The organism is Prevotella sp. P6B1 (assembly GCF_000702825.1).
In the GTDB taxonomy this organism is placed as follows: Bacteria; Bacteroidota; Bacteroidia; order Bacteroidales; family Bacteroidaceae; genus Prevotella.
Window position 1 is genome coordinate 1 of the sequence record NZ_JNKF01000015.1, and the last position, 25,164, is coordinate 25,164.

The window sequence follows — 25,164 nt, forward strand, 5'->3', positions numbered from 1 at the left end:
TGAAGTGAACCCCAAAGTTTGGACGGTTAAACAATAGAAGCTGTAAGCATTTTCCTGTATTGTACAGGAGACATGCCATTAAGCCTCAGTTTTATTCTCTCATTATTGTAATACTCAATGTACTCTTTCAAGTCTTTTATGAAGACTTCCATAGAGGTATACTTACCTGGATATAGCAGTTCAGACTTCATGAGACCAAAGAAATTCTCCATCATGGCATTGTCCAGACAGTTTCCCTTGCGAGACATACTTTGGATGATGCCATGTTTCTTTAGGCTATTCTGATAGGCCATATGCTGGTAGTGCCATCCTTGATCAGAGTGTAATACAACGCTCTCAGGCAGCTTTATACGCTTGTACATTTGGTTGAGCATACCGAGCACCATCTCCATGTTGGGTACCTGTGTGATTGTATATGCAAGGATCTCGCCGTCACACATGTCGAGTATTGGTGAGAGATAGGCCTTACGCCCCTCTATCGTCACCTGAGTTACGTCTGTAGCAAGCTTCTGGTAAGGCCTGTCTGCAACAAAATCCCTGTCGATGATATTGGGAGCCGTCTTACCCACTTCGCCCTTATAGGAACGGTATTTCACCTTCCTCACCTCGCTTTTCAGTCCAAGTTCATCCATAAGCTTCTTGACCGTCTTGTGATTAATAAGACGACCCTCATTACGGAGTTCCAGAGTTATACGCCTGTAGCCGTAACGACCTTTATGCTTATGAAATATGGTGTATATCATATCTTTTACTTCCTTGTACCTGTCTTTCTTCTTGCCGTGCTTGAGGTGATAGTAGAACGTGCTACGCGCCATCTTCTTGAGCTCTAGCAGGACATCTAAGTCCGCATGCTCATTACGCCTTAGTTCTTCGATGGCTTGCGCCCAATCGCTTTGTTTCGGGCTTCTCTTTCCTCGACTAAGGCTCTCACTTTTTTTAGCAGGAGAATCTCCAGCCTTAAGCGTTCGTTCTCCTTGCGAAGGCGCTCATTTTCCTTCTCGCATTCTTCTTTTGGGAGTCGTTTCATTCTTACCATACCAGTCTTTGGCCCTCGTTTCTTAGGCGCAAGCGCTTCAAAGCCGCCCTTTTCTACAAGTTGAGCCCAGTCACTCAACGCAGTACTTGATACGCCATATTTTCCAGAAAGCTGGTACAAAGTTAATTCACTTTCTTGATATTCGCGAATGATTTTACATTTTTCTTCATAAGAAAGTTTCTTTTCCCTTTTTCCTTTAGTAATAAGGCCCTGAATTCCATGCTCCTTGTAGGCAGCCAACCATTCATACACATTATTACGATTTAAATTAAGTTTGTCAGACACAGAACGAACTGACTGACCTTGTTCTACCAACTTAAGAATTGCTAACTTTTCTTCTAAACTACGATGTTGTTTCATTTGAACCTTTAAGCTGTGTCCAACTTTCTGGGTTCACTTCAAAGGTGCCAGAGAATAAAAAAAACGAAACATTCATGAGTTTCGTTTTTTTTGTTTATCTTTGCACCGATTACGCGATGAAGATAGAAGATTTAGAGAAGGTATATGCCAAGCTGCCGCAGGTGTCGGCGCTGGCTCATGAGATAGGAACGTCCGCCTCCAAGCGGATTTTCCTCGAGGGTTTGTTGGCCTCCAGTGCGCCGATGTTGTTCGGCAGTCTGGCTGCCAAGTGTAAGGCGCCCATCCTGTTTATCCTGCAGGATGCCGAGGAGGCTGGCTACTTTTATCACGACCTGACCCAGTTGCTGGGGCAGCGCCGTGTGCTGTTCTTCCCGAGCAGCTACAGGCGCGCCATCAAGTACGGTCAGCTGGATGCTGCCTCGCAGATACTCCGCACCGAGGTGATGACGCAACTGTCGACAGACAACTGTCAGCTTTACATTGTTACCTATCCCGAGGCGCTCGCCGAGATGGTAGTGCCCAAGCAGACGCTGAACGCCCGCACACTCACCATTGAGCGTGGGCAGCAGGTGGCTGTGGGCGATATTGTGAAGCAGCTGCGCGAGCTGGGATTCAGCGAGGTGGACTACGTGTATGAGCCCGGACAGTTTGCCCTGCGTGGCTCTATCCTCGACGTGTATAGCTACAGCTGCGAGTATCCCTACCGTGTGGATTTCTTTGGCGACGATGTGGATTCCGTACGTACCTTCCAGGTGGAGGACCAGCTCTCGCTCGATGCCCGCGATAGGGTAGAGATAGTGCCGGAACTTGAGGCCAGCGATACTGCCCAGGAGCCGTTCCTCTCGCTGTTGCCTGCCGATACCATCATCGCCACGAAGGACTATCTGTATGTGCGCGATGCCATCGATGCCGCCTTCCAGGAAGGTATGCCACTGGTCACTGGTCCGCAGTTCATGCATCAGGCAGAGGGCTTCTGCAGAATAGAGTTCGGGCATCGTGCCTCGGTATCCGATTGCAGCATCATCCGATTCAATATCACCATCCAGCCCCTGTTCCACAAGAACTTCGAGTTGCTGTTCCAGGCGTTTGATAACTATATAGACCAGGGCTACCAGCTGTATATCCTCGCCGACAGTCCGAAGCAGAACGAACGACTGAAGGATATCTTTGCCCAGCGTGCCGCTACCGAGGGCGAACAGGCCGATATCCGTTTCACGCCCGTGGATAAGACCCTGCACGAGGGCTTTATCGACGACGATCTGAAGGTCTGTTTCTTTACCGACCACCAGATATTCGACCGTTTCCATAAATACAACCTGAAGAGCGACAAGGCCCGTAGCGGTAAGATGGCGCTGACGCTGAAGGAGATACAGCAGTTTGAGATTGGCGACTACGTGGTGCATGTGGACCACGGTGTGGGTAAATTCGGCGGATTGGTGCGCATGCCGCAGGGTGATGGCTATCAGGAGATGATCAAGCTCACCTATCAGCATGGCGACGCCATCTACGTATCGATCCACTCGCTCTACAAGGTGGCTAAATACAAGTCGCAGGACGGTGGCGAGGCACCACGACTCTCTACCTTAGGCACTGGTCAGTGGGAGCGTCTGAAGGAGCGCACCAAGGCGCATATCAAGGAGATAGCGCGCGACCTGATCAAACTCTACGCCAAGCGTCGCCGCGAGAAAGGGTTCGCCTTCAGTCATGATTCCTATCTGCAGCACGAACTCGAGGCCTCGTTCCTCTATGAGGACACCCCCGACCAGCTAAAGGCCACGCAGGATGTGAAGGCCGACATGGAGAAAGCACGCCCCATGGACCGACTGGTGTGTGGCGATGTGGGCTTCGGTAAGACCGAGGTGGCTGTGCGTGCTGCCTTCAAGGCTGCCGTGGATGGTAAGCAGGTGGCGGTGCTGGTGCCCACCACGGTGCTGGCCTATCAGCACTTCCGTACCTTCAGTAAGCGACTGAAGGATATGCCTGTGACGGTCGACTACCTCACGCGTGCGCGTACCACTAAGGATACTACCCGCATCCAGAAGGATCTGGCCGAGGGTAAGATAGATATCATCATCGGTACCCACCGACTCATCAGCAAGAGTGTGAAGTTCAAGGACCTGGGACTGCTCATCATCGACGAGGAGCAGAAGTTCGGTGTATCTACCAAGGAGAAGCTGCGCCAGATGAAGACATCGGTCGACACGCTGACCATGAGTGCCACGCCTATCCCCCGCACCCTGCAGTTCTCGCTGGTAGGTGCGCGCGACCTGAGCGTGATCCAGACGCCACCGCCTAACCGCTATCCCATACAGACCGAGATACACACATTCTCGCCAGAGATCATCGCCGAGGCGGTGAACTACGAGATGAGCAGGAACGGACAGGTGTACTTTGTGCACAACCGCATTGCCGATCTGCCACATATCGCCGAGATTATCCAGAAGTATGTGCCCGATGCCCGTATCTGTATCGGTCACGGACAGATGAAGCCCGAGGAACTCGAGAAGATCATCCTCGACTTCTCGAACTACGATTTCGACATACTGCTATCGACCACCATCGTCGAGAACGGTATCGACATACCTAATGCCAACACCATCATCATCAACGGTGCCCATAACTTCGGACTCTCCGACCTGCACCAGATGCGTGGTCGTGTGGGACGTGGCAACCGCAAGGCCTTCTGCTACCTGTTGGCACCGCCGCTCTCGGCACTCAATCCCGAGAGCCGCCGAAGACTGGAGGCCCTCGAGAACTTCTCCGACCTCGGTTCGGGCATCAATATCGCCATGCAGGACCTCGACATCCGTGGTGCCGGCAACCTGTTGGGATCGGAGCAGAGCGGCTTTATTGCCGACCTGGGCTACGAGACCTATCAGAAGATACTGAACCAGGCGATGGCTGAGCTGAAGAACGAGGAACCCGAGTTCGCAGCTGTAGAAAAGGCCGATGCTAAAAACGATCAACAGTCAGCGCTTCATGCTCAAATAGCCTGGGTGGACGACTGTGCGCTGGATTCGGATATCGAGATGTACTATCCCGACCAGTATGTGCCCAGCGACTCCGAACGTATGCTGCTGTATCGCGAACTTGATAATCTGGCCAACAGCACCCAGCTCGAACTGCAGCTCGATGCCTATCGCAAGCGCCTGATCGACCGTTTCGGACCTATCCCTGCCGTCAGCGAAGAGCTCATCACCGTGGTGCCTCTGCGTGTGGCTGGCAAGCAGTTGGGTATCGAAAAGATCATGCTCAAACAGCAGAAGATGTACTTCTACTTTGTGAGTCGCGACGATAGTCCTTACTTCCAGAGCGAAGCCTTCGGGCGCATTCTGCAGTACGTATCGCGCTATCCCCGCAGGTGCAACTTCCGCGAGGGTAAAGGCAAGCACTCTGTTGTGATTTCTGAGATACCTACCGTAGCGGCTGCTCTGTCAGTTTGTCAGGAAATTCTGTCAATCTGACGCATATTTTCTCGCTGGTATCTGTTTTGCATCCTTGGTTGCTGAACGCCACGAGGCGCTCATCAACATGGTTTAACAATTTAAAAAAATAGAATTAGGAGGTAAAGATTATGATGCCAGTAATGAGAAGTAACAGTTGGATTCCAAGCGTGTTTGGTGATTTGTTTGACACGGATTTTATGCCGCGCGCCAATTGCACCGCACCAGCCATCAATGTGAAAGAAAGCGAGAAGGCCTACACCGTAGAGCTGGCCGCACCGGGCATGAAGAAGGAGGATTTTAATGTGCACATCAACGATGAGGGTAACCTGATCATCAAGATGGAGAAGAAACACGAGCACAAGGAGGAGGATAAGAACAGCCGCTACCTGCGTCGCGAGTTCTCTTACTCTAAGTATGAGCAGACCCTGATCCTGCCTGATGATGTGAAGAAGGAGGACATCAAGGCACGTGTGGAGGATGGTGTGCTCACCGTAGAGTTGCCGAAGATGGTCGAGGAGAAGGTTAAGCTCTCACGTCAGATAGACATCGCCTAACGTATAAGGAGAAGCAGTTAACGATTGTTAACTGCTTCTTTTTTTCGTCTTATTTGCTTATCTTTGCAATCAGAAACCTAAAATATAGTTATATGGATTGGTATTGGATTATAAACATTGTCATTATTGTTGTATTGTTGGTAAGTCTGTTTCTGGGGCATCACTACTATCGGAAACGTTTGAATAAGGAGATAAGTCGTGCTCAGCGTAGTGAGCGTATCAAGACGGTGTTTCTGGCCAATGTCAGTCATGCGCTCCGTTCGCCGCTTAATACCATTATCAAGACTAGCGACGAGCTTTCTACTCAGAGTGTAGATGATATGGATGCCGTCAAAGTCATCAATCAGGCTAAGCATATCAACAAGAATGGTCATCAGCTGCTTTATTTTATCTCGCAGTTGCTCGAGCTCTCTAATTTCGAGAGTAGTATGGGTACCTTTACGATGATTGAAGTGAATCTGGCCGAGCTTATGGCGTCGTATCGTCGTGAGGCGTTGCGCGATGTCAATTCCGAGGTGTCGATTGTGGTGCGCAGTCCGCTTTCGCCCCATTGCAAGGCTACGCTCGATACCAATCTGATGTATCAGCTCATGATGCACCTGCTGCATAACGCCACGCAGCATACCAAGGAGGGGCTCATCACGCTGAATTATGAATATGAGCGCCGCGGTCTGAAGATAACCGTCACTGATACTGGCGACGGTATGCCGCAGAAGCTGCAGAACAATCTCTCGTCGATGTTCCAGATGGGCGACTCGCTGAATCTCTTCAATCAGAGTTCCGGTCTTGGGCTCAGTATCTGTAAGGCTATTGTCGATAGTCTGAATGGTCAGATCACTCTGAACTCCGAGCCTGCCAAGGGCACCACGGTCACAGTGTGGCTACCGTGTGCCATGCGCCACATGAAGAAAGGATTATAAAAAATATCTGCCGAAATGTTTGGACGTTTCGGCAGATTTGTTTATCTTTGCAGCCGATTTAAACACGGGGTGCCTGCTGTTTGGCAGTGCTGAGATGATACCCATATAACCTGATGCAGGTAATGCTGCCGAAGGGATAGTTTGATGAGGTCTTCTTATAAAAGCTCCATTAATTGTTATTTAAAACCAATGGAAAGATTGTGGATTAACGGAAAGGAATTTTCGTCGCGTATCATCATGGGTACCGGCAAATTCGGTTCTAACAACCTGATGCAGAAGGCCATAGAGGCATCGGGTACTGAGATGGTGACTATGGCCATGAAGCGTATCGACGACGATGAGCGTAGCGACGACATGCTGCCCTTCATCGAGCATCCAAGCATTCAGATTCTGCCTAACACATCGGGCTGTCGCAATGCCGAAGAGGCGGTGTTTGCCTGTCAGATGGCTGAGGAGGCGTTTGGTACCAAATGGGTGAAGCTGGAGATTCATCCCGACCCACGCTACCTGTTGCCCGACCCTGTGGAGACACTGAAGGCTACCGAGCAACTGGTGAAGATGGGATTCACGGTGCTGCCTTACTGTCAGGCCGATCCCGTGTTGTGTCGCAGGTTGCAGGAGGCTGGTGCCGCTACGGTCATGCCCTTGGGCTCGCCCATCGGCAGTAACCAGGGACTGCGTACCATCGATTTCCTGCACATCATTATCGACGAGGCTCAGGTGCCAGTAGTGGTCGATGCCGGTATAGGCGCTCCCAGCGATGCTGCCAAAGCCATGGAGATAGGTGCCGACGCTGTGATGGTGAATACCGCCATTGCCGTAGCTGCCGATCCCGTGCGGATGGCACACGCCTTCCGACTGGCTGTTGAGGCTGGACGCGAGGCTTTCGAAGCAGGTGTAGCCACACCGACAGCGCGCATGGAGGCTTCGGCCACATCGCCACTCACATCATTCTTAGCGGAGGACTGAACGATGGAAGTAACAATCAATCACCAACCTGCCACACTGAACGATGGTACCACACTGGCCCAGTTGGCCGAGGCGCGTAACATCGGCACCAAAGGAGTGGCGATAGCCGTGAACGGCGCCATCGTTCACGCTGCTGACTGGGAGAAGACCACCATCAGCCCGCAAGACGACATAATTATCATTAAAGCTTTTTGTGGAGGATAACGCATCATGTTTATAGACGAAATCAGAAAAATAGGCTGGGACGCTACCACTGAGCGCATCATGAGCAAGACCGATGCCGACGTGCTGCGCGCCCTGAATAAGACGCATTGCGACGTGGACGACCTGATGGCGATGATATCGCCTGCTGGTGCCAAATATCTGGAGCCCATGGCAGCGCTGAGCAGGAAGTACACCCGGGAGCGTTTCGGTAATACGGTCAACATGTTCATACCCGTGTATATCACCAATGCCTGCACCAACTCGTGTGTGTACTGTGGCTTCCATGTTGAGAACAAGATGAAGCGCATTGTGCTCACCGAGGATGAAATCAAGCGCGAGTACCAGGCCATCAAAGCCTTGGGACCGTTTGATAATCTGCTGATACTGACAGGTGAGAATCCGGTACTGGCTAATGTGGACTATATCGCCCGCGCCCTCGACCTGGCCAAACCCTATTTCAACAACCTGCAGATCGAGGTGATGCCACTCAAGATGGAGGACTACGCCCTGTTGCGACAGCACGGACTCAATGGCGTGATCTGTTTCCAGGAGACCTATAACGAGGCCCGCTACAAGGTGTACCATCCCCGTGGCATGAAGTCGAACTACGAGTGGCGCCTCAATGGCTACGACCGTATGGGGCAGGCCGGTGTGCAGCGCATCGGCATGGGCGCCCTCATCGGTCTGGAGGACTGGCGCACGGAGATAGCCATGCTGGGCTATCATCTGCGCTATCTGGAGAAGACCTACTGGCAAACCCACTACAGCGTGAACTTCCCCCGTATGCGTCCGTCGGAGAACGGTGGCTTCCAGCCCAACGTGGTGATGAGCGACCGCGAACTGGCTCAGGTCACCTTCGCCATGCGTATCTTCGACCATGATGTGGATATCTCTTACTCTACCCGTGAAACCAGCGACATGCGTAACCACATGGCCACGCTGGGTGTCACCACCATGAGTGCCGAGAGTCATACCGACCCAGGCGGCTATGCCTGCTATCCCAACGCCCTGGAGCAGTTCCATGTGGCCGACAGCCGTACCACCCCCGAGGTGGTGGCCGACCTTAAGCGCATGGGCGTGCAACCCGTGTGGAAGAGCTGGGATCGCAGTTTCGATATTCCAACCATGAACCCTTGTGTGGCTGTATGAGACAACTGACAACCGTACTCACCATTGCTGGTAGCGACTGCTCTGGCGGCGCAGGCCTGCAGGCCGATATCCGTACCATCGGACAACTGGGTGGCCATGCCGCCTCGGTGGTCACGGCGCTCACCGTTCAGAACAGCATGGGGGGACTACACAGTGAATCCGTGTCAGCCACGCTGGTGCGTCAGCAGCTGCGTGCCGTATTGAACGACCTGCAGCCGCTGGCCATCAAAACGGGCATGCTGCCCACGCGCGAGGTGGTAGAGGTGGTGGCTCAGGAGCTCACCACCTACCGCCAGTCGCATCCCGATGTGTGCATCGTGCTCGACCCCGTGATGGTGTCCACCTCGGGCATGCCGCTCATGGATGCCGATGCCATCGGCACCTTTGTGACGCAGCTGTACCCGCTGTGCACCCTCATCACCCCCAACATCCCTGAGGCCAAAGTGCTGGCTGGCTATGGCTTGTGGCCTGGTAAGGATCAGCATGCCTGGCTGCTGAAAGGCGGACATGCCGAAGGTGACAAAAAGTGCGACCGGCTCTATATGGATGGTCAGGTGCTGACGTTCAGTCACGAGGCTGTCTATACCCAAGGCATGCATGGCACTGGCTGCCGACTCTCGTCGGCCATCGCCACGCTGTTGGCGCAAGGACAATCGCTGACCGATGCTGTGCGTGGAGGCATTGAGTATCTGCAATCCGACCTTCGTGCATCGGTAGGCATGAGCTACGGGCTGGGGCCCATGCGCGTGCAGTTCATCTCACACGAAACCGAGCGGTTCACCCAGCTGCTGGGTGTGGAGCAGGCCCTGATGGGCGGTTGCCGTTGGATACAGCTGCGCATGAAGGAGGCTACTGCCGAACAGATAGTGGCTACAAGTCGCGAGGTGAGTGAGCTGTGTCATCGCTTTGGTGCCGTGTTCATTGTCGATGACCATGTGGAGCTGGTAGATGCCATCGGTGCCGATGGCGTACATCTGGGCCGTCATGACATGTCGCCTGTTGAAGCAAGGAAGCTGTTGGGCGATGACAGAATCATCGGTGGAACGGCTAACACCATCGATGATGTGCGCCTGCTGGCTGCAGCCGGTGTCGACTATATCGGTTGCGGGCCTTACCGTTACACCACCACCAAGGCCAATCTCTCGCCCATACTCGGTGCAGAGGGTTATCTGAGGATTACCCGACAGATGCGTCAGGAGGGTATCAGCGTGCCGATGGTGGCTATTGGCGGGATAGAGCCCGACGATGTGAAACTGCTGTTGGATAGTGGTGTGCAGGGCGTGGCCGTGAGTGGTACGGTGCTGCGTGCCGAGCAGCCGAAAGAACAAATGAAAGTAATCATTAACAAAGTAAAGCAACATAATGAAGACCATACATATTAATCAACGTATTACATATCCCTCGTCGAAAAAGATCTATGTAGAGGGTAGTATCCATCCCGACCTCCGTGTGGCCATGCGCGAGGTAACGCTGACGCCCACCGTGAAGCATGTGGACGGTCAGCGCGTGCTTGAGGATAATGGCCGTGTGACCATCTACGACACCAGTGGTGTATATAGCGATCCCGACTACGAGGTTGATCTGGAGAAGGGACTGCCCAAACTGCGTGCCCCCTGGATTGAGAGCAGAAACGAGGTCGACACCCAGATGTCGCTGGCCAAGCGTGGTATCATCACCCATGAGATGGAGTATGTGGCCATCCGTGAGAATATGAACTGTGAGGCCATGGGCATTGAGAGCTATATCACCCCCGAGTTCGTGCGTCAGCAGGTGGCTGCGGGTAAGGCGGTGATTCCTGCTAACAAGAAGCACCCCGAGGCGGAGCCCATGATTATCGGTACCGACTTCCTGGTGAAGATCAACACCAATATCGGTAACTCGCGCGACAACTCGGGTATCGAGGAGGAAGTAGAGAAAGCCATCTGGAGCTGTAAATGGGGTGGCGACACCATCATGGACCTCTCGACAGGCGAGGATATCCACACTACCCGTGAGTGGATTCTCCGCAACAGTCCGGTGCCTGTGGGCACCGTGCCTATGTATCAGGCGCTGAAGAAGGTGGACGGACACGTAGAGCAGCTGAGCTGGGAGGTGTATCGCGACACGCTGGTGGAGCAATGCGAGCAGGGCGTGGATTATTTCACTATTCACTGCGGTATCCGACTGAAGAACGTACACTTGTCTGATAATCGTCTGACGGGTATCGTGAGTCGTGGTGGCAGTATCATTGCCCAGTGGTGCCAGCATCACCAGCAGGAGAGCTTCCTCTACGAGCATTTCGATGATATCTGCGATATCTGTCGTCGCTACGATGTGGCACTGTCGCTGGGCGATGGTCTGCGTCCGGGAAGTATCCACGATGCCAACGATGCCGCCCAGTTTGCCGAACTCGACACCATGGGCGAGCTGGTGCAGCGTGCCTGGGACAAGGATGTGCAGGTGTTTATCGAGGGCCCCGGTCATGTGCCCTTGCACAAGATCCGTGAGAACATGGACCGTCAGATCGAGAAGTGCCACGGCGCCCCCTTCTACACCCTGGGTCCGCTGGTCACCGATATCGCCCCCGGCTACGATCATATCACCAGCGCCATCGGTGCCGCCAATATCGGCTGGTATGGCACCGCCATGCTGTGCTACGTCACCCCCAAGGAGCACCTCGGACTGCCCGACCGCGAGGATGTGCGCAATGGCGTGGTGGCCTATAAGATTGCCGCCCATGCTGCCGACCTGGCCAAGGGACATCCTGCTGCCATGATTCGTGACAACGCCCTGAGTAAGGCGCGCTATGACTTCCGCTGGAAAGACCAGTTCAACCTCTCGCTCGACCCCGAACGTGCTTTGGAGTACTACAAACTGTCGAACCACACTGAGGGCAACTATTGCACCATGTGTGGTCCGGAGTTCTGCGCTGCCCGTATCAGTCACTCGTTGAAGTCATGTTCAGAGTAATAGGTATTACACGACCGGATTTCTATGCGGGCGAGGCCCGACAAATAACCGAACTGCTGGAGACTTGCCGGGTGGATATCATCCACCTGCGCAAGCCACAGGCAAAACCCGAGCAGGTGGCAGCACTATTGCAAGAACTGTCGCCCGAGGTGCGGAAACATCTCATGATACACGACTTCTTTGCGTTGGTGCCCGACTTCGGTCTGCGCGGCATCCATCTCAATGGGCGGCATCCTGATACCCCATCGTATATCACCAGTGCGTATAGGGTGTCGTGTGGTTGTCATACCATTAGCGAGTTGGTGGCGCAGAAGGCACGTGTGGACTTCGAGGGTAACCCCTTGATGGACTATCTGTTTCTGAGTCCGGTCTTCGACAGCATCTCCAAGCCCGGCTATTATGCCGCCTTTGCACCCGAGGTGATGTGTAAGGCGGGACAGATGGGTATCATCGACCAGCGCGTGATAGCCTTAGGCGGTGTGACGCCCCATCGATTCGATCAGTTGGCACAGTGGCATTTTGGGGGTGCTGCCATGTTAGGACATATATGGAAAAGCGTATGAACGAAATGCAGAAAGCAAGATATGAGCGCCAGATGAAACTGGACGAAGTAGGATGGGCAGGTCAGGAACGCCTGATGAAGAGTAAGGTACTGATTGTGGGAACTGGCGGTTTAGGCTCGCCGGTGGCCTTGTACCTCGCTGCTGCTGGTGTAGGTACCATCGGACTGATAGACAGCGATGTGGTAGAGATCAGTAATCTGCAGCGCCAGATTATCCACACGGTGGCCGATATCGGTAAACCCAAGGTGGAGAGCGCCTATGAGAAGATACATGCCCAGAACCCGGATGTGGAAGTGAGACGATATGCCGTGCGACTGAGCGAAGAGAATGTTGATGACCTGCTAGCCGACTATGATTTCATTATCGAGGCCTCGGATAATTTCGCTACCAAGTATCTGGTGAACGATGCCTGTGTACGTCTGCGCAAGCCGCTCGCTATCGGCAGTGTGTTCCGCTACAGCGGTCAGTTGATGACCATTCTGCCCGATACCGCCCAGCTGCGTGACCTGTTTCCGGAACAACCCGATGCCGATGAGGTGGACTGTAGTAGGTTCGGACTGCTGGCCACACTACCTGGAATCGTGGGTAGCATGCTGGCTACCGAGGCGCTGAAGTATATCCTGGGTGTGGGGCAGTTACTGACTAACCAGTTTTTCACCATCGACACCCAATACCTGCTCGCAGAAAAATTTTCTGCGTAAAATTTGGTTGTGTGGGATATTATTCGTACTTTTGCCGCGAAACTTAGGCAAAAGAAGAGAAATGGACAAATCTAGAATAAACGAGACATTGCAGCGCAATGTGGCTGAGTTGTCGAAACAATCAGCCCATGAGGTGAACATGATGCCTGCCACCGTAGCTCCACTGCCATCGGTAGAGCAGGTGAAGCGTATTGTGGCGCTGGTAAAGAACATCATCTTCCCCGATTATTTTGAGAAACGACAGCCCGATGAGGCTATCCGCGCTTATCATATCGGTGTGGCAATGGAGGAACTGTGTACACTACTCACCAAGCAGATAGCTCACGGTCTGCAGTTCTGTGAGGACTGCGAGGCAAACAGTACCAAGGCACAGGTATATGCCATTGCCGAGGAGAAGGCGCTGGCGTTTATCGATGCCCTGCCCGAAATCAAACGTCTGTTATATACCGATATTCAGGCTATGTTCGACAATGACCCTGCTGCGCCCAACTATGGCGAGGTGATATTCTGCTACCCATCGATGAACACGATGACGCACTATCGCATTGCCCACAAGCTGCACGAGTTGCAGGTGCCCGTTATTCCACGTATCATCACCGAACAGGCACACTCCAAAACGGGTATCGACATCCATCCAGGAGCGAAGATTGGCGAGTATTTCGCTATCGACCATGGTACAGGTGTGGTGATAGGCGAGACCGCTATCATCGGTAACCATGTGACACTGTATCAGGGCGTGACGTTAGGTGCCAAGAGCTTTAAGTACGATGAGAATGGAAATATGCTGAACATACCACGACACCCGATACTGGAGGATAACGTAACGGTATATTCGAATGCCTCGATCCTGGGACGTATCACCATCGGACACCATTCGGTGATTGGTGGTAACATCTGGGTAACGCACAGCGTGCCGCCTTACTCGCGCATACAGCAGAGTAAAGCCGTGGATGTGGCTTTCCAAGATGGCGCAGGAATATAAGAAAAAAGGCTTCCAGATGTGGAAGCCTTTTCTTATGCTTTTTTCTTACCGAACTCCGGATCGATCTTCAGTAGTGCGGAGACGATATACGTCATGGCACAGCAACCTACCACGATGAGGAAGAATATCTGATAGCCAACAGCCTCCTGCAGGGCACCTGCAAAGAGACCAGGAATCATCATCGACAGCGCCATGAAAGCGGTACAGAGGGCGTAGTGGGCGGTTTTGTGTTCGCCCTGGCTGTAGTAAATCAGGTAGAGCATGTAGGCCGAGAAACCAAAGCCATAGCCGAACTGTTCGAGGAAGATGCAGATATTGATGACGAGCAGACTCGAGGGTAGGGCGTACGACAGATAGACGTAAACCAGATCAGGGATGGTAATTGCCATCACCATAGGCCAGAGCCAACGCTTCAAGCCGTCCTTGCTGGCTGCGATACCGCCTAAGATGCCACCTAAGGTGAGACCGATGACACCCACGGTGCCCTGCACCAGTCCGAATTCGCCATCGCTCAAGCCCAGTCCGCCGTTGCTGCCTTTATCCACTAAGAACAGTGCCGATACCTTGGCCAGTAATCCCTCAGGCATGCGGTAGAACAACATGAAACAGATGCCCACCCAGACCTGTGGCTTGTGGAAGAAGGTGACGAGTGTGTTCCAAAACTCGGTGATGATATCGCCTGCGGTTTTCTGGATGCGATGGGTATCTTCGCTGGGGCGTGGCAGTGCCCAGTTGTGGTAGAGCCACAGGGCGATGAACAGACCCGCAACGAGGTAGAACACCAAGCTCCAGGCGTAGGCAATGTTGCGCGTGAGCACTTGCAGCGCTCCTGCCAAGCCTACTAACAAACCTGATGAGAAAATGGTGGCAATGCGGTAGAACGTAGAGCGGATGCCCACGAAGTAGGCCTGCTCGTGCTGCTCCAAACCTAACATATAGAAACCGTCGGCTGCAATATCGTGGGTAGCGCTGCTGAAAGCCAGCAGCCAGAAGAATCCCAACGAGCCCTGTAACCATAACGGCCCGGGAATGGTGAAGGCCACACCAGCCAGGGCGGCTGCGATGAGTATCTGCATGGCCAGGATCCACCAGCGTTTGGTCCGTAACATGTCTACAAACGGACTCCATAGGGGTTTGATGACCCATGGTAGATAGAGCCATGAGGTGTAGAGCGTGATGTCGGTATTCGACAAACCAAGACGCTTGTAGATGATCACCGAGATGGTCATCACTGCCACGTAGGGCACGCCTTCGGCAAAGTAAAGGGAGGGCACCCAGGCCCAGGGATTCTTATTTCTCATTTTTTATTGAACATTGACCATTGAACATTGACCATTAATCGTAGAGACGCTTGATTTGGGCACCGCGATAGTAGAACAGCAGGATATCATTGTACGGATGACCCTGTTCGCCCATCACGGCGGCACCTATCTGACAGAGACCTACACCGTGGCCCCAGCCCTTGCCATGAAGGGTGAAGCCCTCGGCAGTCTTCTCTACGTCGAAAGCCGAAGAGTAGAGGTGGCTCTCGCTCAGGGCACGACGAATCTCGAGTTCCTTACCAATGGTGAGGGTTTTCTTTGTACCTACAATCTTGAGTTTCCAGATACGTCCGCTCTTGCCACGCTCCACGGGGATGAGGTCGATAATCTCGCCGAAGTCGATCTTCAGCTTGCGGTTGATGAGATCTGATACCTCGGCCTTGGTGTAGCTGACAGTCCAACGGTAGAAGTCGGGCGTCTCCTGATCAAAGTCGTTGAGTACCTGCGAGAGGATATGCTTGTCGCTGGTATTGCAGTAGGGATCCTGGAATGATACCAAGTAGGGCTTCGGCGTGTCTTCCCAGCAGTACTGGAACTCTTCTGTCACGCCACCGCAACACTTCGAGAAACGAGCGTCGCAAATCTCGTCATCGTACATCAGTACCTGTCCGCGCGTTTCGCTGATAGCCTCCTCCACATGGGTATTGTTGGCACGGGTGATACCCTGATAACGCTGGCAGTGGTCGTCGGCACATACATCGAAGATAGTGTGATCCTCGCGATCGTACCAGCGGATAAACTCGGTGTCGCTCTTGGTGAACGAGAAGAAGTTATCGCCACCACTCTCGTGCTGCTTGCGCTTCTCGATCTGTGCCAATAGCCACGAACGTGAGATGACGGCATGGGCCTTCAGGAACTCAAGACTTGATGTTGAGCTCATCTCGCTCGATATGACGCTGGTGAGATATTTCTCGACAGGCAGTTCGTTGATGGCTACAATCTTGTCGGCCTCTACCACGATGCGTAGGGTGCCTTCGAAGGTCTGGGTCTCCTTGCGCTCCCAGTGGAAATTAACGCCGATGGTCACATCGTTGAGTGAGAACGAGGCATCGTCGGCTTGTGGTGTGAAGGTGAGGTTACGATACTGGGTGCCACGCCATAGGATACCACCCTCGCTGAACTCTACCACCTGGTTGCCGGTAATCACTTCGCCCTTGGCTACGTAAGGCTTGTTGAGGCTGAAGGATATCTTCTCGCCACTGACGATGCCAACAGTGACGTTGGGCTCCTTTTTCATTGAACATTGATCATTGACCATTGAACTTTGGGTAGCTCTCAGACGGTCGATAACCTGCTGGAGCTGGTCGGCTGGCAGCGATACCTCGTTAAGAATATCGATAGCAATCTCAGGCGTCAGTCGCTCAAAGTCCTGTTGACGTGGGGTGACGATGAGACCAGACATGTCGAGGGCGCCTGGCGAGATGATGAACTGTTCGTCGCCCTCCTTGTAATAACAGTCGGGACGGTGTTTTTCGCGGGGGAATACCACCGAATAGTAGTCGGTATCGTGTCGCCAGCTCACGATGTTCATCATGGGCTCTGGCTCGCCCTCTGGCACAGGCAGCGATTCGTAGAGTCGCAGGAAGAGCTGCTCGTCGCCATACTCCGACTTACTGTGAATCAACAGCGCAGGACATGGGTACTCCTCGATGAGCGAGATACCCTCTTCGTCGTTCAGGTTGATGATGGGCTTCAGGTTACGTGAAAGGCGTCCCCACGACATCTGTAGGGGTAATACACCCGAAGTGCCACCCTGGAAGTGGGCATGGTCGGGCGCTGAAGCACCACATTTCGGACCATTGTAGAATACCATCATCTGGGGGTACTCGCTTAGCAGTTTATGGATTTCACCATACGTGTTTCGAATCAGCTGTGGCTCATGCTTCACCGATGGAATTGTGAAGTGGATGGGCAGGATGGGGAAGGGGTTTACCAAGAGGTCGTACTGAGCGTCGAAGGGCTTCTTGACCTGCTCTTTCGGACGGTTCTGCTCGCAGAGGAAACAGGGGCGCTCAGCCAGTGTCTGCTTGTCGATCTTGGCACCTGTCGATACGATGCGGGCAGGGTTCCACTGCACCTTCATGGTCGAGGCACCCAACGATAACTCGCGTGTCTTCACATTGCGCAGGTCGTGGTAGCGCTTGCGGGCATCGTCCCACTTCTCAAGCTGACGGTTGAAGAATCGCATCAGAGGTGAGTCGTTCATCAGTTCCTGCTTACCCTGTAGCATCTGCTGACGGGCCATAATCTCCAATGAGCGCAACTGGTCCTTGTAGAGATTGTTAGCGTTTACCTTATCGATAGAGAGGGCTGCATCGCTGTTGCCACCCCAGCGGCGACAGAGATAAAGCTCAGTAAAGATACGTCCGATGCGATAGTGGCGCGAGAAGATCAATCCTAAAGCGTAGTCCTCACCATAGCTGGTGTTGGGGAAACCTATCTGGCGCAATAGGGGGGTGAAGAAGGCGCGTGGCGCGCCTAGACCGTTGATGCGCAGGGCATTGTTAGGGCCGTTCTCGTCAGTCCACTCCGCGTGGTCGATAAGTCCTGGCGGCAGGGTGTTCAGATCGAAGTCGCACATACGATACGAGCCGATGACCATGGCAGCATGCTGCTTATAGAAGGCATCCACTATCTGCTGTAGCGTCTTGGGCGACGAGTAGAGGTCGTCGCTGTCCAACTGTATGGCGAAGCGTCCGCAACGATCGTCGTGAATGGCTGTGTTCCAACAGCCGCCGATGCCCAAATCGTGGCGCTCAGGGATGATATGGATGAGTCGCTCGTCGTGAAAACTGCGCAGCAACTCTGTGGTCTTGTCAGTCGAGTGGTTATCCACCACGATGACATTGTATTTGAATTTCGTTTTCTGACTCAGGGCGCTGTTTACGGCGTCGCAGATAGTCTTTTCACGGTTATAGACGGGGATGACCACCGATGCCTCGACGTCGAACTCCTGCTCGTTGAAGTCGGGGGTGCGGTAGAAGGAGGGGTCGATTTTAGCACCAATAGCAGCCAGATGGGAGGTGGCGGCATGCTCCATCTCTACCTGTACCTCACGGTTACGTGGGTTCACGTAGTCGAACTGTTTTTCGCCTGAGGTACGGGTATCGGTCTCCAGCTCCGTGTAGAGTTTCTCGTTGATGTGGAAAATACGTCCCTCGCGACTTAGGAACAGACGGAGGGCATAAATAGCCGCAAACTTATAGCAGCAATGCTGTTGAACAAAGGAACGCAGCAGCGAGGTCTTGACGAGTATCAGCGATCCGAAGTCGAAATCGTCGCGGATACTGCCCACCTGGTAGTCGATAACGGGGTGGGGCTGCAGCTTGCTGTCGATCAAGTCATAGTGGTCGGCATAGATCATGGCTGCATCCGAATCGGTGGCGATGCGTAGCATGCGGTCGAGTGAGCCCTTGCCTAATTGTAATTCTCGGGGACGTATCTGCAGCAAGGCATATTCGGCTTTCGCCATATCGGCGATGGCCGTCAGGGTTTGGCTGCTTGTCAGGTCGTTTACTACTATTTGCTGACAGTCTTTCAACGCTTCGTCATCCGCTTCGATGGGTTGACTTACCAGCAAACATATATGCTGAATCGTTTTGCTGCCTTTGATCTGCGCCACCACGTCGCGTGCCGACTTGAGATCATTGCAAGGCAAAAAACAGTCTATTTTTTCTCTCATTCTCTGAAATTAGTAATTTATTAAAGCGCAAATTTCGTAATATTTTCCGAGAAAACCAAATAATTCAAGAAAATTTTCTAACTTTGCAGCCAAAAAGTAAAGATGTACGACGAAAAGAAAGTATTAATAGGTATGTCGCTTAGCGAATTGCAGCAGGTGGTAACAACGTTGGGAATGCCCAAGTTTACTGCCGGCCAGATAGCGAAGTGGCTCTACCAGCAGCACGTGAGCAGTATCGACGAGATGACCAATCTCTCGAAGGCTAATCGTGAGAAACTCTCTGCATCCTATACCATCGGCAATATGGCACCTCTTGACTGTCAACGCTCGGTCGATGGAACGATCAAATATCTGTTTCCTGTGGCCAGTGGCCATTTCGTGGAGACGGTTTATATCCCCGATGGTGACCGTGCTACGCTGTGTGTGTCGTGTCAGGTGGGGTGTAAGATGAACTGTCTGTTCTGTCAGACGGGTAAACAGGGCTATGAGGGCAGTCTGACACCAGGCGATATCCTGAATCAGATATACTCGCTGCCAGAGCGCGAGTCGCTGACCAATATTGTGTTTATGGGTCAGGGCGAGCCCATGGATAATCTCGACGCCGTGTTGCGTGCTACCGAGGTGCTGACAGCGGATTATGGCTATGCCTGGAGTCCGCGTCGTATCACCGTGTCGAGTGTGGGCGTTAAGAATAAGTTGAAGCGTTTCCTCGATGAGAGCGAGTGCCATGTGGCTATCTCCATGCACTCGCCGCTGCCAGAACAGCGTCGCATGTTGATGCCCGCTGAGCGACAGATGTCAATCACTGAGGTGGTTGATCTGTTGAAGCAGTACGACTTCGCTCACCAGCGTCGTTGCTCGTTCGAATATATCTGCTTTGCAGGTCTTAACGATACGCCCACCCATGCCCGCGAGATTGTAAAACTGCTCAAGGGGCTCGACTGCCGTGTAAACCTCATCCGTTTCCATGAGATTCCGGATGTTGATCTGCCTGGTGCCGACGAGAAGCGTATGGAAGCCCTGCGTGACTATCTGACCGCTCATGGCGTATTTACTACCATCCGTGCCAGTCGAGGACAAGATATCTTTGCCGCGTGCGGTCTACTTTCGACAGCTAAAAAACAACAAGAGAATGGATAATAAGAAAATTCGCGTGGCTATCACGCATGGCGATACCAACGGCATCGGCTATGAGGTTATCCTCCGTGCTTTCGAGGATCCTATGATGCTCGATATGTGTACACCTATCATATATGGTTCGCCAAAGGCCGCAGCCTTCCATCGTAAGGCTACAGGCATAGAAACCCAGTTTATCACGATTAACGACGCCGCTGAGGCCAAGGATGGCAAGGTGAACCTGCTCGCCTGCTTTGATGAAGAGGTGAAGGTAGAGTTCGGCGAACCCACCGAGGAGAGCAACCGTGCCGCCAGACAGGCGATGGCACGCGCCAAGGAGGATATGCAGAAGCATCTGTATGATGTGCTGGTGTTAGGTCCTGTGGTGCCCAATCCCAACCCTAATCGCGATGATAAGGCGCTCACTGTCATGCTGAGCGATCGTGTGCGCATAGGTCTGCTCACCAATCGTCTGCCTATCAATGAGGTGGCTCAGAGCATCAGTACGGAGAAGATTGTGGAGAAGGGACAGATATTCTGGAAGAGCTTGAAGCGCGATTTCCGTATCAATAATCCCCGTATCGCTGTGCTGGCACTTAATCCGCAGGCTGGCACTGAGGAGGAGAAGATCATCGCCCCTGCCATCGAGGAACTCGAGAAACAGAATGTGCAGGCTTATGGTCCTTATACGGCTGAGGATTTCTTTGCTAACAACCAGCATGAGGCTTTCGATGGTGTACTGGCTATGTACGACGATCAGGGACTGCTGCCTTTCCGTGCTCTGGCACCCGAGTTTGGTGTGAAATTCAAGGCGGGTATCAGCGCCATCTGTATTACCACCGACCATGGACCATTATTTGAGAAAGCCGGTAAGGGTGAGGCCGATCCAACTTCGTTGCGCCAGGCCATCTATACAGCAGTTGATATGTTCCGCCATCGTCAGGAGTACGACGAGCCATTGGCTAATCCGCTGCCTAAGCTCTATCACGAGAAACGTGAGGATGGTGACAAGGCCCGTTTTGCTATGCCCCGTGCCAAGGATATCTTTAAGTAATCGTCTCTTCTGCTGATGAAAAAGAATTATCAGAACGGCTTTTTCCTGTTTGGACTGCTCGTTCTTATCATTATGGCCTCGCAGCTTGATTTCCGTCAGGCCTGGGAGGGTATACTGCATGCTGGCTATTGGTTTGTGGGCGTACTCGTATTGTGGGCGTTCCTCTATATGATGAATACCGCTTCATGGTATCTCATCATTAATACCATTGGCAATGAGCAGGGCGTGTGCCGCAAGTGCAAGGTGGGTTTCTGGTGGCTCTATAAGATTACCATCTCGGCTTTCGCCTTGAATTATGCGACGCCTGGCGGATTGATGGGCGGTGAGCCTTACCGTATCATGTCGCTCTCGCCCAAGGTGGGTACTCAGCGTGCCTCGTCGTCAGTCATCCTCTATGTTATGACGCATATCTACAGTCACTTCTGGTTCTGGCTGCTCAGCGTGCCATTGTATATCATTACCCAGAAGATGACGCCGCTCACTTATATCCTGTTGCCCATCATCGCCGGTGTAGCTCTGTTGGCCATCTGGTTCTTTCTGCGTGGCTACAAGCGTGGTATCGCCATGACGGGTATGAACGTCCTGAGCCATTTCCCCATGGTAAAGAAGTGGGCACAGCCATTCATTGAGCGCAACCGCGAAAAGCTGGCAGAGATCGACCAGCAGATAGCCGCCCTGCACAATCAGAACCCGCGTACGTTCAAGTTGGCTGTGGTGCTCGAACTGCTGTGCCGATTGGCTTCTACGCTTGAAATCTATTTCATCCTGCTGGTCATCATGCCTGATGTCACCATTCCACAGTGTATCCTCATCTATGCATTCACCACACTATTTGCTAATATGCTGTTTTTCATGCCGCTGCAGTTAGGTGGTCGCGAGGGTGGTTTCCTGATGTCGACCGAGGGTTTGAGTATGACGGCTAACGCGGGTATCTTCGTGGCACTGCTGGTCCGTCTGCGCGAACTGATTTGGACCGCCATCGGCTTGCTTTTGATCAAGTTGGATAGGAAAGAAAAGTAATTTGCGTTAAAAATTCTGCCAAAATTGCAGATGTTTCGGAAAAATTATGTAATTTTGTCAGCTCAATGAAGACAAGTGAACTTCAAAATATCAAGCAGCGGTACAATATCGTTGGTAATTGCGACGCATTGAACCACGTACTCGACGTAGCCCTTCAGGTTGCGCCGACAGACCTTAGTGTGCTCATTGTAGGCGAGAGTGGTGTGGGTAAGGAGATTATCCCCCGCGTCATCCACGACAACTCGCCACGTCGCCGTGAAAAGTATTTTGCCATCAACTGTGGCTCAATTCCCGAGGGAACCATCGATAGCGAACTCTTTGGTCATGTCAAAGGTTCTTATACAGGTGCTATCAACGATTCGCCAGGTTATTTTGGCGTGGCCAACAAGGGTACGTTGTTCCTCGACGAGGTAGGCGAGCTGCCATTGGCTACCCAGGCCAGATTGTTGCGTGTGCTCGAAACAGGCGAGTATATCCCAGTGGGTGGCACCGAGATCCGCAAGACCGATGTACGTATTGTGGCTGCTACTAATGTGAATATCCGTCAGGCCATCAGCGAAGGTCGTTTCCGCGAGGACCTCTACTATCGCCTCAACTCGATACCCATCCAGATGCCGCCTCTGCGTGAGCGTGGTGAGGATATCATCCTGTTGTTCCGTTTGTTCGCCTTGCAGATGGCCGAGAAGTACAAGATGGACCGCGTGGTGCTCGACGAGGGCGCCAAGCAGCTCCTGATGCATTATAAGTGGCCTGGCAATGTGCGCCAGTTGAAGAATATCACCGAACAGATCAGCGTGCTCTCGCCCGAGCGTACCATCACTGCTCAGGTGCTCAGTCAGTTCATTCCCCAGGATCAGGAGTCAACCCAGTTGGCAACCATCCACCGCGAGGGTAGTGGCGACCATAGCTTTGAGAACGAGCGCGAGATCCTGTATAAGATTCTGTTCGAGTTGCGTGGCAACGTGAACGATATGCGCCGTGAGATGAGTGCGCTGAAAAAGCAGTTGGACGATGTGCAGACAGCATCGCCTGTTGTACCTCAGGTAGAGCATATGCCTGCTACAACATTCCCAACGCCTATCACTCCGCACCCTGCACCCGTGGCATCTGTAGAGGATGCCATTGCCGAAGAGTATATAGAGCCCGCTCAGGAGATGGAGAGCCTGAACCTGAACGATATAGGCAAGCAGATGCTTGAGAAGGCCTTGGAGCGTAATCATGGCAACCGCAAGAAAGCCGCCCAGGAACTGGGCATTAGTGACCGAACCCTTTATCGCAGACTGAAACAGTATGGGCTGGATCAATAAGATAAGAACAATCGTGTTTGTTTCTATCCTCGCAGTAGTAACAAGCTGCTCCGTGAGCTATAAGTTCAACGGCGCCAGCATCGACTATTCGCAGACCAAGTCTATCCAAATAGCCGAGTTCCCCATCCGCAGTAGTTATGTATGGGGACCGATGGGACCACTGTTCAACAATCAGTTGAAGGACCAGTTTGCCGACCATACCCGTCTGGAGCTCGTCAAGCGTAATGGCGATTTGAAGCTCGAAGGTGAGATTACGCGCTACGAACAGCGCAACAAGTCGGTGAGTGCCGAGGGCTATTCGGCCATGACCGAGCTCTCTATGACTGTCAACGTGCGATTTACGAATAACAAGAACCATAATGAAGATTTCGAGGAGCAGTTCACCGCTTCACAGAGTTACGAGACCACTCAGTCGCTCAATAGCGTGCAGGAGGAGCTTGTTACCAAGATGGTGAAGGACCTCTGTGATCAGATTTTTAATAGAGCAGTAGCTAACTGGTAATACCTTATGGATAGAATCACTGAACTGATCCAACATCCTGAGCGGATGGATCGTGACTCGCTCTACGAGTTGCGTTCCCTGCTGGCACTTTATCCTTATTTCCAGACAGCCCGTCTGCTCCTGCTGCAGAACCTCTATCTGCTCCACGACGCCACCTTCGACGAGGAGTTGCGTCGTGCCTCGGCCTATATTACCAATCGTCGTGTGCTGTTCCAGATGATTGAGGGGCGTCACTACGAGTATCACCCTGTGGCCGCTACAGCCAAGGACAAGCCTGCTGCAGCCCCAGAACCTGCTGTTGATCGTACCATCTCACTCATTGATAATTTCCTTGAGAGCATCCCTAAAGAGTCTGACGACGAGCCTACGCGTAAGTCCAAGCGTCGTCCCACACCCGCTGATGCTGCTGTCGACTATGTCGCCTACCTGATGGATATCGAGCCCGATGGTGGTCAGGAGATGCCAGGAGAGGTTCCACAGATGCCTGGTCAGGAACTTATTGATTCATTCATAAATGATGACAATGGCGGCTTCCAGTTGCGTGAGGTCCCCGAGTACCATCCTGAGCCCGCTCCCGAGCCTCAAAATGATGAAAATGAGGTTGAAAGTGAGTATTTTACCGAAACTTTGGCACGAATTTATATCAAACAAGGTAGATATTCGAAAGCTTTGGAAATTATTCAGCGATTAAGTTTGCAAATTCCGAAAAAAAATGCTTACTTTGCAGATCAAATACGTTTCTTAGAGAAATTAATAGTAAATAGTAACAAAAAAAATAAATAAAAAAATGTACACATTATTTGTAATTCTCATCGTGGTTGCAGCATTTCTTATGATTAGCATTGTGCTCATCCAGGAATCAAAGGGAGGCGGTCTGGCTTCTCAGTTCTCAGGTTATAACCAGATTGGCGGTGTTCGCAAGACTACCGACTTCATCGAGAAGGCCACATGGTTCCTCGCTGGTTTCATGGTGTTGGTTAGCGTATGCTGCGCTTACGTAGCTCCTCAGGCCGATGGTGCCACTTCTGTGATGGAGAACTATCAGGCTCCTGCTACCAATCCTAACAACCTGCCTGGTTTCGGTGCCAGTCAGCAGAAGGACGCTGCTGCTCCTGCTGCCGCTGCTCCTGCTACAGAGGCTCCTGCTACAGAGGCTCCCGCAGCCGAGAAGGAGTAATATTTACCTCTTTCCACAAAAGATTCATGGAGAGTTTGCAAGCGCAAACTCTCCATTTTCTGTTAATGGTTTTCCTTAAATTTGTGTTTTTTTGAAAAGTACCTACAGTTTTTTTGCGCGCTAAGTACTTTTTTTGTGAAAAGTACTTAGA

Annotated in this window: 21 protein-coding genes, 1 pseudogene and 1 riboswitch; of the genes and pseudogenes, 18 read left to right on the forward strand and 4 right to left on the reverse strand. The window is 52.4% G+C overall.

Going from position 1 to position 25,164, the window contains the following annotated elements:
• Positions 1 to 26 precede the first annotated feature (26 nt).
• A pseudogene (locus T495_RS0112250) lies at positions 27 to 878 on the reverse strand (IS3 family transposase); the annotation flags it as partial.
• Positions 863 to 1,396 (reverse strand): helix-turn-helix domain-containing protein, encoded by a 534-nt coding sequence (locus tag T495_RS0112255; protein ID WP_033148910.1) that lies wholly within the window; start codon positions 1,394 to 1,396, stop codon positions 863 to 865. The gene T495_RS0112255 and the pseudogene T495_RS0112250, both read right to left, overlap by 16 nt.
• 116 nt (positions 1,397 to 1,512) lie before the next feature.
• Here T495_RS0112255 and mfd point away from each other — a divergent pair, with 116 nt between their 5' ends.
• The 11 genes from mfd (at position 1,513) to epsC (ending at position 13,833) form a co-directional block, all read left to right on the forward strand.
• On the forward strand, positions 1,513 to 4,860 hold the full coding sequence (gene mfd, locus T495_RS0112260; RefSeq protein WP_033148911.1) for a transcription-repair coupling factor: 3,348 nt from the start codon (positions 1,513 to 1,515) through the stop codon (positions 4,858 to 4,860).
• Between the two features lie 110 nt (positions 4,861 to 4,970).
• Entirely contained in the window at positions 4,971 to 5,396 is a 426-nt protein-coding gene (locus T495_RS0112265) for an Hsp20/alpha crystallin family protein (RefSeq protein ID WP_033148912.1), read from the forward strand.
• Positions 5,397 to 5,488: 92 nt separating this feature from the next.
• Positions 5,489 to 6,316, forward strand: coding sequence for a sensor histidine kinase KdpD (locus T495_RS0112270; RefSeq protein WP_033148913.1), 828 nt, complete (start codon positions 5,489 to 5,491; stop codon positions 6,314 to 6,316).
• A gap of 55 nt (positions 6,317 to 6,371) precedes the next feature.
• A riboswitch (TPP riboswitch) is annotated at positions 6,372 to 6,471 on the forward strand.
• A 34-nt stretch (positions 6,472 to 6,505) separates the two neighbouring features.
• Positions 6,506 to 7,285, forward strand: coding sequence for a thiazole synthase (locus T495_RS0112275; RefSeq protein WP_033148914.1), 780 nt, complete (start codon positions 6,506 to 6,508; stop codon positions 7,283 to 7,285).
• Between the two features lie 3 nt (positions 7,286 to 7,288).
• A complete protein-coding gene (thiS, locus tag T495_RS0112280) occupies positions 7,289 to 7,489 on the forward strand; it encodes a sulfur carrier protein ThiS (protein ID WP_028903611.1) in 201 nt (66 codons plus the stop codon).
• 6 nt (positions 7,490 to 7,495) lie between these two features.
• Positions 7,496 to 8,638, forward strand: coding sequence for a 2-iminoacetate synthase ThiH (gene thiH, locus T495_RS0112285; protein WP_033148915.1), 1,143 nt, complete (start codon positions 7,496 to 7,498; stop codon positions 8,636 to 8,638).
• Positions 8,635 to 10,020, forward strand: a complete 1,386-nt coding sequence (locus T495_RS16390; protein WP_081832120.1) for a thiamine phosphate synthase — start codon at positions 8,635 to 8,637, stop codon at positions 10,018 to 10,020. The genes thiH and T495_RS16390 overlap by 4 nt, the downstream gene beginning before the upstream one ends.
• Positions 10,001 to 11,587 carry a phosphomethylpyrimidine synthase ThiC gene (gene thiC / locus T495_RS0112295; protein WP_033148916.1) on the forward strand — a complete coding sequence of 529 codons (1,587 nt, stop codon included), beginning with the start codon at positions 10,001 to 10,003 and terminating at the stop codon, positions 11,585 to 11,587. Before T495_RS16390 ends, thiC begins: the two co-directional genes overlap by 20 nt.
• On the forward strand, positions 11,575 to 12,150 hold the full coding sequence (locus T495_RS0112300) for a thiamine phosphate synthase (protein ID WP_033148917.1): 576 nt from the start codon (positions 11,575 to 11,577) through the stop codon (positions 12,148 to 12,150). The genes thiC and T495_RS0112300 overlap by 13 nt, the downstream gene beginning before the upstream one ends.
• 5 nt (positions 12,151 to 12,155) lie before the next feature.
• The gene (locus T495_RS0112305) at positions 12,156 to 12,851 is read left to right on the forward strand and encodes a HesA/MoeB/ThiF family protein (protein ID WP_197020397.1); all 696 of its coding nucleotides are present in this window, start codon (positions 12,156 to 12,158) and stop codon (positions 12,849 to 12,851) included.
• A 61-nt stretch (positions 12,852 to 12,912) separates the two neighbouring features.
• Positions 12,913 to 13,833, forward strand: coding sequence for a serine O-acetyltransferase EpsC (gene epsC, locus T495_RS0112310; protein WP_033148918.1), 921 nt, complete (start codon positions 12,913 to 12,915; stop codon positions 13,831 to 13,833).
• Between the two features lie 32 nt (positions 13,834 to 13,865).
• Here epsC and T495_RS0112315 read toward each other — a convergent pair whose 3' ends face one another.
• Together T495_RS0112315 and T495_RS15645 are read right to left on the reverse strand one after the other, a co-directional pair.
• On the reverse strand, positions 13,866 to 15,134 hold the full coding sequence (locus T495_RS0112315) for an MFS transporter (RefSeq protein WP_028903616.1): 1,269 nt from the start codon (positions 15,132 to 15,134) through the stop codon (positions 13,866 to 13,868).
• Between the two features lie 34 nt (positions 15,135 to 15,168).
• On the reverse strand, positions 15,169 to 18,837 hold the full coding sequence (locus tag T495_RS15645; protein ID WP_081832121.1) for a DUF4922 domain-containing protein: 3,669 nt from the start codon (positions 18,835 to 18,837) through the stop codon (positions 15,169 to 15,171).
• Positions 18,838 to 18,939: 102 nt separating this feature from the next.
• Here T495_RS15645 and rlmN point away from each other — a divergent pair, with 102 nt between their 5' ends.
• The 7 genes from rlmN (at position 18,940) to secG (ending at position 25,013) form a co-directional block, all read left to right on the forward strand.
• Positions 18,940 to 19,977 (forward strand): 23S rRNA (adenine(2503)-C(2))-methyltransferase RlmN, encoded by a 1,038-nt coding sequence (gene rlmN / locus T495_RS0112325; RefSeq protein WP_028903617.1) that lies wholly within the window; start codon positions 18,940 to 18,942, stop codon positions 19,975 to 19,977.
• The gene (locus T495_RS0112330) at positions 19,970 to 21,007 is read left to right on the forward strand and encodes a PdxA family protein (protein WP_028903618.1); all 1,038 of its coding nucleotides are present in this window, start codon (positions 19,970 to 19,972) and stop codon (positions 21,005 to 21,007) included. The genes rlmN and T495_RS0112330 overlap by 8 nt, the downstream gene beginning before the upstream one ends.
• A 15-nt stretch (positions 21,008 to 21,022) precedes the next feature.
• A complete protein-coding gene (locus T495_RS0112335; protein WP_028903619.1) occupies positions 21,023 to 22,027 on the forward strand; it encodes a lysylphosphatidylglycerol synthase transmembrane domain-containing protein in 1,005 nt (334 codons plus the stop codon).
• Between the two features lie 65 nt (positions 22,028 to 22,092).
• Positions 22,093 to 23,334, forward strand: a complete 1,242-nt coding sequence (locus T495_RS0112340) for a sigma-54-dependent Fis family transcriptional regulator (RefSeq protein ID WP_028903620.1) — start codon at positions 22,093 to 22,095, stop codon at positions 23,332 to 23,334.
• Entirely contained in the window at positions 23,318 to 23,836 is a 519-nt protein-coding gene (locus T495_RS0112345; protein ID WP_033148919.1) for an LptE family protein, read from the forward strand. Before T495_RS0112340 ends, T495_RS0112345 begins: the two co-directional genes overlap by 17 nt.
• A 6-nt stretch (positions 23,837 to 23,842) precedes the next feature.
• Positions 23,843 to 24,619, forward strand: coding sequence for a hypothetical protein (locus T495_RS0112350; RefSeq protein WP_033148920.1), 777 nt, complete (start codon positions 23,843 to 23,845; stop codon positions 24,617 to 24,619).
• A 4-nt stretch (positions 24,620 to 24,623) separates the two neighbouring features.
• Positions 24,624 to 25,013 carry a preprotein translocase subunit SecG gene (gene secG, locus T495_RS0112355; protein ID WP_028903623.1) on the forward strand — a complete coding sequence of 130 codons (390 nt, stop codon included), beginning with the start codon at positions 24,624 to 24,626 and terminating at the stop codon, positions 25,011 to 25,013.
• The last annotated feature ends 151 nt before the right edge of the window (positions 25,014 to 25,164 follow it).

Coding starts and splice junctions, on each gene's coding strand:
- thiH (WP_033148915.1), top strand. CDS start 7,496: ATGTTTATAGACGAAATCAGAAAAATAGGCTGGGACGCTACCACTGAG.
- T495_RS0112305 (WP_197020397.1), top strand. CDS start 12,156: ATGCAGAAAGCAAGATATGAGCGCCAGATGAAACTGGACGAAGTAGGA.
- T495_RS0112335 (WP_028903619.1), top strand. CDS start 21,023: ATGAAAAAGAATTATCAGAACGGCTTTTTCCTGTTTGGACTGCTCGTT.
- T495_RS0112265 (WP_033148912.1), top strand. CDS start 4,971: ATGATGCCAGTAATGAGAAGTAACAGTTGGATTCCAAGCGTGTTTGGT.
- secG (WP_028903623.1), top strand. CDS start 24,624: ATGTACACATTATTTGTAATTCTCATCGTGGTTGCAGCATTTCTTATG.
- thiS (WP_028903611.1), top strand. CDS start 7,289: ATGGAAGTAACAATCAATCACCAACCTGCCACACTGAACGATGGTACC.
- mfd (WP_033148911.1), top strand. CDS start 1,513: ATGAAGATAGAAGATTTAGAGAAGGTATATGCCAAGCTGCCGCAGGTG.
- epsC (WP_033148918.1), top strand. CDS start 12,913: ATGGACAAATCTAGAATAAACGAGACATTGCAGCGCAATGTGGCTGAG.
- T495_RS0112255 (WP_033148910.1), bottom strand. CDS start 1,396: ATGAAACAACATCGTAGTTTAGAAGAAAAGTTAGCAATTCTTAAGTTG.
- T495_RS0112350 (WP_033148920.1), top strand. CDS start 23,843: ATGGATAGAATCACTGAACTGATCCAACATCCTGAGCGGATGGATCGT.
- rlmN (WP_028903617.1), top strand. CDS start 18,940: ATGTACGACGAAAAGAAAGTATTAATAGGTATGTCGCTTAGCGAATTG.
- T495_RS0112275 (WP_033148914.1), top strand. CDS start 6,506: ATGGAAAGATTGTGGATTAACGGAAAGGAATTTTCGTCGCGTATCATC.
- T495_RS16390 (WP_081832120.1), top strand. CDS start 8,635: ATGAGACAACTGACAACCGTACTCACCATTGCTGGTAGCGACTGCTCT.
- T495_RS0112270 (WP_033148913.1), top strand. CDS start 5,489: ATGGATTGGTATTGGATTATAAACATTGTCATTATTGTTGTATTGTTG.
- T495_RS15645 (WP_081832121.1), bottom strand. CDS start 18,837: ATGAGAGAAAAAATAGACTGTTTTTTGCCTTGCAATGATCTCAAGTCG.
- T495_RS0112330 (WP_028903618.1), top strand. CDS start 19,970: ATGGATAATAAGAAAATTCGCGTGGCTATCACGCATGGCGATACCAAC.
- T495_RS0112340 (WP_028903620.1), top strand. CDS start 22,093: ATGAAGACAAGTGAACTTCAAAATATCAAGCAGCGGTACAATATCGTT.
- T495_RS0112300 (WP_033148917.1), top strand. CDS start 11,575: ATGTTCAGAGTAATAGGTATTACACGACCGGATTTCTATGCGGGCGAG.
- T495_RS0112315 (WP_028903616.1), bottom strand. CDS start 15,134: ATGAGAAATAAGAATCCCTGGGCCTGGGTGCCCTCCCTTTACTTTGCC.
- thiC (WP_033148916.1), top strand. CDS start 10,001: ATGAAGACCATACATATTAATCAACGTATTACATATCCCTCGTCGAAA.
- T495_RS0112345 (WP_033148919.1), top strand. CDS start 23,318: ATGGGCTGGATCAATAAGATAAGAACAATCGTGTTTGTTTCTATCCTC.